The sequence below is a fragment of the Bradyrhizobium sp. AUGA SZCCT0105 genome (assembly GCF_018129565.1).
Taxonomy (GTDB): Bacteria; Pseudomonadota; Alphaproteobacteria; order Rhizobiales; family Xanthobacteraceae; genus Bradyrhizobium.
Map to the genome: position 1 here is coordinate 1388969 of NZ_JAFCMK010000002.1, position 13393 is coordinate 1402361.

6 protein-coding genes are annotated in these 13393 nt (G+C 65.3%); 5 read left to right on the top strand and 1 reads right to left on the bottom strand.

Annotated elements, in window-relative coordinates:
- Positions 1-5 precede the first annotated feature (5 nt).
- Positions 6-1952, bottom strand: a complete 1947-nt coding sequence (gene malQ, locus JQ573_RS15650) for a 4-alpha-glucanotransferase (protein WP_212310688.1) — start codon at positions 1950-1952, stop codon at positions 6-8.
- Positions 1953-2155: 203 nt separating this feature from the next.
- Between malQ and JQ573_RS15655 the strand changes: the two genes are divergently transcribed.
- The 5 genes from JQ573_RS15655 to treZ are packed head-to-tail and all read left to right on the top strand — an operon-like array spanning position 2156 to position 13392.
- On the top strand, positions 2156-4105 hold the full coding sequence (locus JQ573_RS15655) for an alpha-1,4-glucan--maltose-1-phosphate maltosyltransferase (RefSeq protein ID WP_212310689.1): 1950 nt from the start codon (positions 2156-2158) through the stop codon (positions 4103-4105).
- Positions 4106-4115: 10 nt separating this feature from the next.
- Entirely contained in the window at positions 4116-7421 is a 3306-nt protein-coding gene (gene treS, locus JQ573_RS15660) for a maltose alpha-D-glucosyltransferase (protein ID WP_212310690.1), read from the top strand.
- Positions 7418-9565 (top strand): 1,4-alpha-glucan branching protein GlgB, encoded by a 2148-nt coding sequence (gene glgB / locus JQ573_RS15665; RefSeq protein WP_212310691.1) that lies wholly within the window; start codon positions 7418-7420, stop codon positions 9563-9565. Before treS ends, glgB begins: the two co-directional genes overlap by 4 nt.
- A 3-nt stretch (positions 9566-9568) precedes the next feature.
- Positions 9569-11641, top strand: coding sequence for a glycogen debranching protein GlgX (gene glgX / locus JQ573_RS15670; RefSeq protein WP_212310692.1), 2073 nt, complete (start codon positions 9569-9571; stop codon positions 11639-11641).
- Positions 11638-13392: a malto-oligosyltrehalose trehalohydrolase gene (gene treZ, locus JQ573_RS15675; protein ID WP_212310693.1), complete on the top strand. Its 1755-nt coding sequence runs from the start codon at positions 11638-11640 to the stop codon at positions 13390-13392. The genes glgX and treZ overlap by 4 nt, the downstream gene beginning before the upstream one ends.
- Position 13393: the final 1 nt, after the last annotated feature.

Below are 13393 nucleotides of genomic sequence, written 5' to 3' on the forward strand. Positions count from 1 at the left end.
CGTTGTCAGGCGTGCGACCGCTCGCGGGTTGCACGCTTGAGCGCGTCGATGTCGATCGCCGACGCGAGATGCTCGATCGAGACCGGCAGCCGCCGTTTCCAGTTCGGATGCTCGTAGACGGTGCCGGGGATGTTCGGCTGCTCGACAATGCCAAGCAAATCCTCCATCGAGACCGCCATCATCCGCGACCGCGTCCGTGCCATGAAGTTCACCACCGAATAGAAATCATTGTGGTGGATATCGTGCCGGCGCAGCACGTCGTCGAGATGGCCGAGCGCATCCCAGCGCCCCTGGTCGGTCTCACCGGGATCGATCCCGAGCGCGCGCTTGGTCTTGAGGTCGCTGAACGAGCGCCAGCCGGCATAGGTCGAGAGATCGTGGGTGTTGAACGTCACCAGCGCATTCGGCAGATAGTAGTCGGCGTTGCGGAACACGCCCTGGTCGTCGGTCTCGAACATCATCACAAGATACGACCAGATGCCCCAGCCGTTCATCTGCTCGCGAAAGCCCGGAGGCACGGTGCCGAGGTCCTCGCCGATCACGACGCAGCGGCTCGCAACGCTCTCCTGCGCGGTCGCCGCCAGCAGCGCCTCGAACGGCATCAGCACATAGGCGCCATTGGCCGGGCCGAAGCCGCGCGGGACCAGATAGAGCCGCTTCAGCCCGAAGGCGTGGTCGAGCCTGATCGCGCCGGCATGGTGCATCGAGGCGCGCAGCATCTGCCTGAACGGCTCGAACGAACGCTGCTCGAGGCCCGCGGCGTTGAAGCCGGCAAGCCCCCAGTCCTGACCCGCGGTGTTGAGCGGGTCCGGCGGCGCGCCGACGCCGAGATGACGCGAGATCGCGGTCTGCTCATTCCACGCGTCGAAGCCATCCGACTGCACGCCGACGGCGACGTCGAGATAGAGCCCGACCCGCATGCCGAGCTTGTGTGCGAGCGCCTGGCAGGCGCCGAGCTGCCGGTCCGCGGTCCATTGCACGAATTCCACGAATTCGACCTCAGTGGCGGTGTCGCGCGCCCGGCGCAATTTCGCGCACGCCGTATCGTTGGGCTGCCGCCATTCGTCCGGCCATTCCCACCACGGCGTGTTGAATTTGTGCCGCATCACCTCGAAGCAGGCGAAGCGCGACAGCAGCACGCCCTGCTCCTTGCGATAGGCCTCGAAATCCTGCCAGCGGCCGAGGCCGGGATTGGCCTTGAATGCCGCGAAGGCCGCGCGCAGCGCGGGCCATTTCAGCGCCGCGACACCGACATAATCGACCATGTCACGGCTGCGGAGCTGCGCCAGCGCGGCTTGCGTTTCGGCATCGGCGCAGAATTCGGGAATCTTCGCGACGTCCACATAGAGCGCGTTGAGGAACAGCCGGCTGTTCGGCGAGTATGGGCTGCAATCGCCAGGCCGATCGTCGAACAGCGCATGCAGCGGATTGAGCCCGATGCCGTCGGCGCCGAGCCGATGGGCGAATTCGAGCAGGCCCTGCAGATCGGTGAAGTCGCCGATGCCCCAGTTGCGCGCCGACCGCACGCCATAGAGCTGGACCGCGATCACCCAGCAGCGGTCGAACGCGCCGCCGAATGCGCCGTCCGCCGCCACCAGAAGCGGCAGCTCCTCGCTGCCCGATGCGTCCTTGAGCTGCAACCGGTGCACGCCCTCGGGCAGGCCCGACGGCAACATCACACTCCGCTCATGCGCCTCGCCTTGCGCGAGCACCGCAGTGCCGTTGGTGAGCTTCCATTGCACCGGAAGCCGGGCCGTCTCGGAGAGCTGCGTCTGTCCGCCATGGCCGCCTCTGACGACCACGGGATCGGCGATCATCCGACGCGGCGTCTGGGGCGGCAGCGCCGCGAGGATCGCCGTCAGCGCCTCGGGGGTTGTCACACGGCGGTGACCGCTACCATCGATATACTCGGTCTGGATTCCCAGGGTCTGGGCTTTGGCGTAAAGGTCCATTCGGCACGCTGCTTGCTCGCAACGGTATTGGGATCGTTGCTAAATTGTACAGATACGGGAAAGGGATAGTTGATGTTCAACGCTCTACCCTATCCGGCGTTCCCACCGGGAACCATTGCCCGGCGAGCGGCTTTCTATATGGGTCTGGCGTGCCTCCTTCCCGGCGCCGGGACTTCATTTGCCTATTCAATGGCGGCATCACCGTGAACAAAACCGCCCGGCCTGTCGAGAGTGCCCACAGCACTTTTCATATTACCGATGTCTATCCGTCGGTTGATGGCGGCCGCTTTGCGGTCAAGCGCATCGCGGGCGAAGCTGTCGAGGTGTGGGCCGACATCTATCGTGACGGACATGATGTGATCGCAGCGGCATTGGTGTGGCGGCATGAGGGCGACGGCGAATGGCAACACGCGCCGATGACGCCGCACAGCGACGACCGCTGGGGCGGCGCCTTCGTGCCCGACCGGCCCGGCCGCTACAGCTTCGCGATCGAGGCCTGGACCGACGAATTCGCCAGCTGGCGGCATCGCTTTGAGCAGAAGCAGCGGGACGGCGGCGACCACACGCTGGATGCCGTCGAAGGCGCGGGCATGCTGACCCGGGCGCAGGCCGGTGGCCCGGCCGCAGCCGCAATCATCATCAGGCAGTGCGAAATCTTTCTGCAAACCGGCGAGCCCGGCGCGCTGCTCGCACCCGAATTGCGTGAGGCGATGGCCGCCAGCCAGTTTCGCCGCGACCTGGTGCGATCGCAGCTCTATCCCCTCACCGCGGACCGGCCGCGGGCGCGCAGCGGCGCCTGGTACCAGATGTTTCCGCGCAGCCAGGGCAAGACACCCGGCGTGCACGCGACCTTCAACGAATGCATCGCGCGGCTGCCCGATATCGCGGCGATGGGCTTCGACGTCGTGCTGCTGGCGCCCATCCACCCGATCGGGCGGACCCATCGCAAGGGCCGCAACAATGCCGCCATCGCGCAGCCAGGCGATCCCGGCAGCCCCTATGCGATCGGTGCGGCCGAGGGTGGCCACGATGCCGTGCATCCGGAGCTCGGCACGCTCGACGACTTCCGCGCTTTCGTGGCGGCATGCCAGGCCCATGGCCTCGAGGTGGCGCTCGATTTCGCCGTGCAATGCTCGCCCGATCATCCCTGGCTGACGGCGCATCCGGAGTGGTTCAAGCGGCGTCCGGACGGATCGATGCGCACGGCCGAACATCCGCCGCAGCGCTGGGACGATGTCGTCAATCCGGATTTCGGATCCAAGGACGCAGCCGCGCTATGGCGCGCGCTGCGCGATGTCGTGCTGTTCTGGGTCGAACAGGGCGTGAATATCTTCCGGGTCGACAATCCGCACACCAAGCCGCTGGCATTCTGGGAATGGCTGATCCGCGAGGTGCAGGACAGCGATCCGGACGTGCTGTTCCTTTCGGAGGCGTTCGCGCGGCCGAAACTGATGAAGGGTCTCGCCAAGCTCGGCTTCACGCAGTCCTACACTTACTTCACCTGGCGCACGCAGCGTTCCGAGCTCGAACAGTATCTCGGCGAGTTGATATCCTATCCCGATCGCGACTTCTTTCGGCCGAATTTATTCGTCAACACACCTGACATCCTGCCCTTCCACCTGCAAAGCGGCGAATCCTGGATGTTCAAGTCGCGTCTCGCGCTGGCCGCGACGCTTTCAAGCAACTACGGCATCACCAGCGGCTTCGAATTGCTCGAGCACACGCCGGTGCCCGGCCGCGAGGAGTATCTCAACTCCGAGAAATACGAAATCAGGGTTCGCGACTGGGATCAGGCCGGGAACATCAAGCCCTATGTCGCGGCCCTCAACCAAATCAGGCGCGGCAATCCAGCCCTGCAACAATTCGCCAATCTGCGCTTTATCAATGTCGATGACGGCGGCGTGATCGGCTTCGTCAAGGCGGCGGCCGATCAGGGCAATGTGATCGCGGCCGCGATTGCGTTATCGTCCGAGCCCCGCGACGTCTGGCTTCCGCTCGGCGACGTCACGGTCGGCCTTGGCGATGCCCGGCGCCCCGTCACGGCCGTGGAAGACCTCGTCACCGGCGAGCGTCATGCGCTCGAATGGGGAGGCATCCGCCTGCGTCTGGATCCTGCGCGCGATCCCGCGTTGCTGTTGCGCTGTGTCGCCTGAAGGAGCCGTCATGAACGTATTCTCCTCCGTCAATAGCCAGGAGAAGGTCGCGACCGAGACCGCGGACCAGCTGTGGTACAAGGACGCCATCATCTACCAGCTGCACGTCAAGGCGTTCGCCGACAGCAACAATGACGGCATCGGCGACTTCGCAGGCCTGACGGATAAACTCGGCTATCTGCAGGAGCTCGGCGTCACCGCGCTGTGGCTGTTGCCGTTCTATCCCTCGCCCGGCCGCGACGACGGCTACGACATCGGCGACTATGGCGACATCAATCCCGATTTCGGGACGATGAAGGACTTCAAGCGCTTCATCCAGGAGGCCAAGAAGCGCGGCTTGCGCGTCATCACCGAGCTCGTCATCAACCACACCTCGGACCAGCACGCCTGGTTCAAGCGCGCGCGCCGCAGCCCGCCAAATTCGAGCGCGCGCAGCTGGTACGTCTGGAGCGACACCGACCAGAAATACCTCGATACGAGGATCATCTTCACCGACACGGAAAAGTCGAACTGGACCTGGGATCCGGAAGCCGGCCAGTTCTACTGGCACCGCTTCTTCTCGCACCAGCCGGACTTGAACTTCGACAATCCCCGCGTGGTGCGTGCCATCGTGCAGGTGATGAAGCGCTGGCTCGACACCGGCGTCGACGGCTTCCGGCTCGACGCCATTCCCTATCTTTGCGAGCGCGACGGCACCAACAACGAGAACCTGCCGGAGACGCATGCCATCATCAAGCGGCTGCGCCAGGAGCTCGACGCCTATGCCAAGGGCAAGATCCTGCTGGCCGAGGCCAATCAATGGCCGGAGGACGTGCAGGAATATTTCGGCCATGGCGACGAATGCCACATGGCCTATCACTTCCCGCTGATGCCGCGCATCTACATGGCGATCGCCCAGGAAGACCGCTTTCCGATCACCGACATCCTCAGGCAGACGCCCGACATTCCGGCAGCCGCCCAGTGGGCGCTGTTCCTGCGCAATCACGACGAGCTGACCCTGGAGATGGTCACCGACGTCGAGCGCGACTATCTGTGGTCGACCTACGCCAACGACCCGCGCGCCCGCATCAATGTCGGCATCCGCCGCCGCCTTGCGCCGCTGATGGACAATGACCGGCGCAAGATCGAGCTGATGAACTCGCTCTTGCTGTCGTTCCCGGGCACGCCGATCATCTATTACGGCGACGAGATCGGCATGGGCGACAACATCTATCTCGGCGACCGCAACGGCGTGCGGACGCCGATGCAGTGGTCGCCGGACCGCAACGGCGGCTTCTCGCGCGCCGACCCGGCGCGGCTCTACGCGCCGATGATCATGGATCCGGTCTACGGCTATGAGGCCGTCAATGTCGAGGCGCAGTCGCGCAGCCTCTCGTCGCTGCTGTCGGCGACCAAACGGCTGATCGCGGTGCGCAAGTCGACGCTCGCCTTCGGGCGCGGCACCATGACCTTCATCCGCCCGGAGAACCGCTCGGTGCTCGCCTATGTCCGGCAGTATCAGGGCGAGGCGATCCTGTGCGTCGCGAATCTGTCGCGCTCGGCGCAGGCGACTGAGCTCGATCTTTCCGCCTTCAAGGACCGCATTCCGCTCGAGATGCTCGGACGCACGCGCTTCCCGGCGATCGGCGAGCTGCCCTACATGATCACGCTGGCGCCTTACGGCTTCTACTGGTTCCAGCTGCAGGAGCGCGACAAGTCCGAGCCGGTGAAGCCGCGGGCGGTGCCGGAGTTCGAGACGCTGGTCGTGCCGCTCGGTTCGACCTGGACGTCGCTGGCGCGGGAGCGCGGCGTGTTCGAGCATGACGTGCTGCCCGGCCATCTCGCCCGCTCGCGCTGGTACCCGGAGCATTCCCCGAAGGCGATCCAACCGACGCTGGTGTCCGCGGTCCCGTTCTGCGACATCGGCGATAACCGGCCCTGGCTGATCTTCTTCGAAACCACGGAGCGCGGCGCCACCAGCCGCTACGTGCTGCCGATGCAGATCGAATGGGTGCGCTTCGACCGCGAGCGCTACAACCCGCGCGCCTTTGCCGCGATCCGTCAGGGCGCGCGCGAGGGCACGCTGCTCGATGTCTCAACCGACCAGATCTTCACCGGCCTGTTCCTGCGCAATCTCAGGGAGAATCTCACCGTCGACGAGGGCGAGCAGGGCCTGAAGCTCGAATTCCGGCCGACCAGCCGCTTCTCCGACCGCCCGGTGCGGCAGCCGGAGCGGATCCGTGTCTTCGAGAACGATCAGCCGCATTCGACCGCGCTGGTCGACAATGAGTATGTCACCAAGATCTACCGGAAGCTCGAGGTCGGCATCAATCCGGAGATCGAGATGGGCCGCTTCCTCACCGAAGTAGTCAATTTCCCCAACACACCCGCATTGCTCGGCACATCGGAACTGGTGGAGGGTGACAATCGCAGCGCGATCGCGGTGCTGCACGCCATGGTGGTCAACCAGGGCGACCTCTGGACCGTGGCCGCTGCCCACCTCGATCGCCTCGTCGAGCGGCAGCGCCTGTTGGCGGCGAGCGAAAATCCCGATGAGAACGGTGATCATGCGACTTATCTGCGCCACCTGTCGCACAGCGGAAAGCGCCTCGCCGAGCTGCACATCGCGCTCGCCAGCAACCGCGACCTGCCGGATTTCGCGCCCGAACCGACCAGGCCCGAAGACCTGCAGCGCTGGAGCGACGAGATCATGGCCCGCGCCGAACGCGTGTTCGACACGCTGAAGCAGCGGCGCGGCTCCCTGAAAGAGGCCGACCGGCTGCTGGCCGATCAGTTGCAAGCCCAGCACGACATGCTGCCGGAGCGGCTGAAGGCGCTGCTGCCGCGCGAGACCGACGGGTTCAGCATCCGCCATCATGGCGATTTGCATCTCGGCCAGTTGCTGGTCGTCAAGGACGACGTCTTCATCATCGATTTCGACGGCGGACCGGGCCGCACCATCGCAGAGCGGCGGCGCAGAGCGCCGCCGGCGCGCGACGTCGCCGGCCTGATCCGCTCGATCGATTATGCGGCGACCGTCGCGCTGGAACGGGCCCTCAAGGTCGCCCCCGACGAGAGCGGCAGGCTGAGCCTCGCTTTGGCCGAATGGCGCGACCAGGCCGCGGATGCCCTGCTCGCGGCCTATCGCGAGACCACGGCCGGCCAGCGGCTGTGGCCCGCCGACGCCAGGGCGGCCGATCGCCTGCTCAACTTTTTCCTGCTTGAGAAAGCCTTCTACGAGATCGAGTATGAGCTGGCCAATCGGCCGGATTGGCTCCGCGTCCCACTGACTGGCCTGTTGAGACTCCTGGCCCAACAGCCGCATGAGGTTGCATGAATAAATTGCCCGCCGAGGCCTATGCCATCATCGAGGGCCGCCATTCCGATCCCTTCCACTACCTCGGACTTCACGCCGAGGGGGATCGCAATGTCGTGCGCGCCTTCCTGCCTGATGCCTCCAATGTCGAGGCGATCGGCGAGCATGGCGAGGCGGCGCCGCTGGCCAAAATCCATGACGCCGGCCTGTTCGCGGGTCCCTTGCCGAACGGCTCGACGCGCTACCAGCTCCGCGCCCGCTTCGGCGACAACGTCGTCGAACTGGAGGATGCCTACCGCTTTCCGCCGATCCTGAGCGATTTCGACCTCTATCTGCTCGGCGAGGGGACGCATCTGCGCGTCTACGACACGCTCGGCGCCCATCCGATGACGCTCGACGGCGTCGACGGCATCGGCTTCGTGGTGCTGGCGCCCAATGCGCGGCGGGTCAGCGTCGTCGGCGACTTCAATTTCTGGGACGGACGGCGGCATCCGATGCGGGTGCGCGGCCCGGGCTATTGGGAGCTGTTCATCCCGCGCGCACGCGTCGGCGATCACTACAAGTTCGAGATCATCGGGCGCAACGGCCAGCATTTGCCGCTGAAGTCCGATCCGCTGGCATTCGCCGCCGAGGTGCGTCCGAAGACCGCCTCGATCGTGATCGACGAGCGCAAGATCCCGCATCCGCGCCCGGCGCCCGATCGCGTCAACGCCCTGAGCTCGCCGATGTCGATCTACGAGGTTCATCTCGGATCGTGGCGCCGCAAGGGCCGCAATGAGTGGCTGACCTATCGCGAGATGGCGGAGCAGCTTCCCGCCTATGCCAGCGATATGGGCTTTACCCATATCGAATTCCTGCCCATCACCGAGCATCCGTTCGACGGCTCCTGGGGCTATCAGCCGACCGGCATGTTCGCCCCGACCAGCCGTTTCGGCTCGCCCGACGATTTCGCCGCGCTGATCGACGCCTGCCACGGCGCCGGGCTTGCCGTGCTGCTCGACTGGGTCCCCGGGCATTTCCCCGACGATCCGCACGGTCTCGGCAATTTCGACGGCACCGCGCTCTACGAGCACGCCAATCCGTTGCAGGGCCGTCACCTCGACTGGGGCACGCTGATCTACAATTACGGGCGCACCGAGGTCACCAACTTCCTGGTGTCGAACGCGCTGTTCTGGCTCGATCGCTACGGCATCGACGGGCTGCGCGTCGATGCCGTCGCCTCGATGCTTTATCTCGACTACAGCCGTCCCGCCGGCGGCTGGATTCCGAACAAATATGGCGGCCGGGAGAACATCGAGGCGATCGATTTCCTGCGCCGCTTCAACACCGAACTCTACGCGCACTTCCCGCAGGCGATGACGGCGGCGGAGGAATCCACCGCGTGGCCGCAGGTGTCGCGGCCGGTCGAATATGGCGGGCTCGGCTTCGGCTACAAGTGGAACATGGGCTGGATGCACGACACGCTGAAATATATCAGCAAGGATCCCATCCACCGCAAATTCCATCACGGCGACATCCTGTTCGGCCTGCACTACGCCTTCTCGGAGAACTTCATCCTGCCGCTGTCCCACGACGAGGTCGTGCACGGCAAGCGCTCGATCCTCGGCCGCATGCCCGGCGACGACTGGCAGCGCTTCGCCAATCTGCGCGCCTATTACAGCTTCATGTTCGGGCATCCCGGCAAGAAGCTGATGTTCATGGGCTGCGAGTTCGGCCAGGAGCGCGAATGGAATCACGACCACTCGATCGATTGGCATTTGCTGCAACAGCCGAGGCATAGCGGCATCCAGAACCTGGTCCGCGACCTCAACCGGCTCTATCGCGCGCTGCCGGCGCTGCACGAGCTCGACTGCGACCAGGCCGGCTTCGAATGGGTCATCACCGACGACGCCGGCAACAACGTGTTCGGCTGGATCCGCAAGGGCAACGATGCGCGGGCCCGCTGCCTCGTGGTCCTCAACTTCTCGCCCAACGTCTATCGCAACTATCGCGTCCGGGTGCCGTTCGCGGGCAAGTGGCACGAGGTGTTCAACTCGGACTCCTCCCATTACGGCGGCACCAATGTCGGCAATATCGGCGAGGTCCGCGCCTCGGAGGGCGCCACGCCCGAGCTGAGCCTCACCATTCCGCCGCTGGCAGCGATCTTCCTCGTACCGGAAAGCTGATTGATGCGACTGACCGGGGGTACGTCCGCACGGCTCGGTGCAAGCTGGGACGGCAGAGGCACCAATTTTGCGCTGTTCTCGGCGAATGCGGAGAAGGTGGAGTTGTGCCTGTTCGATGGCCAGGGCCGCCGCGAGCTCGAGCGGATCGAGATGCCGGAGCGCACCGAGGATGTCTGGCACTGCTACCTCAACGACGTCTCGCCGGGCCAGCTTTACGGCTATCGCGTCTACGGGCCCTACGCACCGGAGCGCGGCCACCGCTTCAATGCCAACAAGCTGCTGCTCGATCCCTACGCCAAGCGACTTGCCGGCCGGCTGGTGTGGAGCGATGCGCATTTCGCCTATCGCACCGGCAGCGCGCGCGAGGATCTCTCCTTCGACCGGCGCGACAATGCCCGCGGCATGCCGAAGGCCGTGGTGGTCGACGAGACCTTCAACTGGGGCCGCCGCGAGATCCGGCCGCACATTCCCTGGCAAGACACCATCATCTACGAGGCCCACGTCAAGGGCCTGACCCAGAAGCGCGAGGACGTGCCGCCGAACCTGCGCGGCACCTATGGCGGCCTGTCGTCGCCGGCGATGATCGACCACCTCAAGCGGCTCGGCGTCACCACCATCGAGCTGTTGCCGATCCACGGCCTGATCGACGACCGTGTCCTGGTCGAGAAGAAGCTGTCGAATTACTGGGGCTACAACACCATCGCCTTCTTCGCGCCGGAGGTGCGCTACGCCCAGGACAATGCGCTGGACTCGTTCCGCACCACGGTGGCGCGGCTGCACGATGCCGGCATCGAGGTGCTGCTCGACGTCGTCTACAACCACACCGCCGAGGGCAACCATATGGGCCCGACGCTGAGCTTCCGCGGCATCGACAATGCCTCCTACTACTGGCTGAATCGCGAGAATCCGCGCTTCTATGACGACTTCACCGGCTGCGGCAGCTCGGTCAACCTCACCCATCCGCGCGTGCTGCAGATGGTGATGGACTCGCTGCGCTACTGGGTCGAAGTCTGCCATGTCGACGGCTTCCGCTTCGACCTCGCCACGACCCTGGCGCGCGGACCCAACGGGTTCGATCGCAACCATCCCTTCCTCACGGCGATCCGCCAGGACCCGGTGCTGGCGACCGTGAAGATGATCGCCGAGCCCTGGGATCTCGGTCTCGGCGGCTACCAGGTCGGCGCGTTTCCGTCGCAATGGTCGGAGTGGAACGACCGCTATCGCAGCGCGATGCGGCGCTACTGGAGCGGCGAAGGCAGCCTGATCGGCGACATATCCGGCCGTATGACCGCGTCCTCGGACCTGTTTCACCACGACAACCGCGCGACCCGCGCCAGCGTCAACCACATCACGGTGCATGACGGCTTCACGCTCGCCGATCTCTTCAGCTACAACGAGAAGCACAACGAGGCCAATGGCGAGGACAATCGCGACGGCTCCAACGACAACCACAGCAACAATTGCGGCCATGAAGGCCCGACCGATGATCCTGCCATCATCGCGCTGCGCCGCCAGCTCAGGAAGAACGCGCTGGCCTGCCTGCTGCTCGCACAGGGCACGCCGCTGATCCTTGCCGGCGACGAGGTCGCCAACACCCAAGCCGGCAACAACAACGCCTATTGCCAGGACAATGAGACCGGCTGGATCGGCTGGGAGAATCTCGGCACGGACGACGACGCCATCGCCTTCATCGGTCACCTCACCGCGCTCCGCCAGCGCTTCGGCCAGATCCGCTGCCAGAGCTGGCTCGACGGCCGCCGCGCCGACGGCAGCTATGGTGTGATCTGGCTGACGCCATCAGCGGAGGAAATGAAGGAGTCCGACTGGAAATTCCCGGAAAGCCGGTTCCTCGCCTACGTGCTGGGACCGATGGAACAAGGCCAGGCGCCGATCTTTATCGTGCTCAATGCCGCGCCGCAGGAGATCGTGTTCAGGATGCCGCGGATGGCGGAATACAGGAGCTGGCAGCAGATCTTGAACACGACCAAGGCAGAACAAACGGCCGAGCTATTTGCAGCCGGCGCCGACACCACGGCACCGCCTCGTTCGGTGCTGGCATTCGCAGGCTCCGCATGAGCAGTGCGCGGCACTTCGGACCCGAACTTACCGCTGATGGCGCGCGCTTCCGGCTCTGGGCGCCGGCAGCCAAGCGCGTCGACCTCCTGCTCGACAAGCCGCACGCGCTCGCGCGCGATGTCGCCGGCTGGTACGTCGCCGAGATCGCAGGCGCGCGCGCCGGCACGCGTTACAAATTCCGCATCGATGACGACGTCGACGTGCCCGACCCGGCCTCCGCGTTCCAGCCGGACGACGTGTTCGGCCCGAGCGAGGTGATCGATCACTCGGCCTTCAAATGGCGCGCGACCGGGTGGCGCAGCCGTCCCTGGCATGAGGCCGTCATTCTCGAGGCTCATGTCGGCACCTTCACGCCGGAGGGGACCTACCGCGCCATGATCGACAAGCTCGATCATCTGGTGGCAACCGGCATCACCGCGCTCGAACTGATGCCGCTGGCGGATTTCGCAGGCAAGCGCAACTGGGGCTATGACGGCGTGCTCTGGTATGCGCCCGACAGCGCCTACGGCCGTCCCGAGGACCTCAAGACCCTGATCGACGAAGCGCATCTGCGCGGGCTGATGGTGATGCTCGACGTGGTCTACAACCATTTCGGGCCCGAGGGGAATTATCTCGGCCGCTATGCGCCCTCCTTCTTCAGCGACGCGCATACGCCGTGGGGCAGCGCGATCGACTATCGCGTACCCGAGGTGCGCGCGTTTACGATCGGCAGCGTCGTCAGCTGGCTGCGCGACTATCGCTTCGACGGGCTGCGCTTCGACGCGGTCAACACCATCGTCGAAGCCGGCGAAATCTCCATTCTCCATGACTTCAGCAAGGCTGCCGGCAAGCTCGCCACGGAGACCGGCCGGCACATCAACCTCGTGCTCGAAAACGGCGACAACATTGCGAGCCTGCTCGATGCCGCCGAAGACCCGCCGCACGGCAAATTCCGCGGCCAGTGGAACGACGATTATCATCACGCCTGGCACGTGCTGCTGACCGGAGAGACGCAGGGTTATTATGGCGACTACCGCGCGCCGAAGCAGGACCTCGCGCGCGCGCTGTCGTCCGGCTACATCTACCAGGGCGAAGTCTCGGCGTTCTGGGGCGGCAAGGCCCGCGGCGAGCCGAGCGGCGCGCTGTCACCGACCTGCTTCATCAACTTCCTGCAGAACCACGACCAGATCGGCAACCGGCCGCTGGGCGATCGGCTCGAAAGCATCGCAAAGCCGGAGGCGATCGAGGCGGCGCTCGCAGTCACATTGATCGCGCCGACCACGCCGATGCTGTTCATGGGCGAGGAATGGGGCGCAACGACGCCCTTCCCGTTCTTCTGCGATTTCAAGGGCGGCCTCGCCAACGCCGTCCGTGCCGGCCGGCGCAAGGAATTCGCCTGGGCCTATGCCAAGTACGGCGACGACATTCCCGACCCACTTGCCGAGGCGACGGTACGATCGGCCGTGCTTGACTGGGCGGCGCTTGGCCACGATCCCGCCCGCGCGCGGCTCGCGCTGGTGCGCGACCTGCTCGCCGTGCGCCGGCGCGAGATCACGCCGCGGCTCATCGGGGTACGCTTCGGCGGCGACCGCGTCACGGGCGATCTCTTGACCGCGCATTGGCGAATGGGTGACGGCCGCACGCTGTGGCTCACCGCCAATTTGTCGGATCGGGATATCACCGGCGCAGCGGAACCGAAGGGAACTGCGATCTGGGGCGGCGCGTTGTCGAGCGACCTCCCCGGCTGGGCGGTGCGCTGGCACATCGGATAGC

Bases quoted from the DNA above. Each gene is read 5' to 3' on its own strand.
- treZ (WP_212310693.1), top strand. From the start codon at position 11,638: ATGAGCAGTGCGCGGCACTTCGGACCCGAACTTACCGCTGATGGCGCG.
- glgX (WP_212310692.1), top strand. From the start codon at position 9,569: ATGCGACTGACCGGGGGTACGTCCGCACGGCTCGGTGCAAGCTGGGAC.
- treS (WP_212310690.1), top strand. From the start codon at position 4,116: ATGAACGTATTCTCCTCCGTCAATAGCCAGGAGAAGGTCGCGACCGAG.
- glgB (WP_212310691.1), top strand. From the start codon at position 7,418: ATGAATAAATTGCCCGCCGAGGCCTATGCCATCATCGAGGGCCGCCAT.
- malQ (WP_212310688.1), bottom strand. From the start codon at position 1,952: ATGGACCTTTACGCCAAAGCCCAGACCCTGGGAATCCAGACCGAGTAT.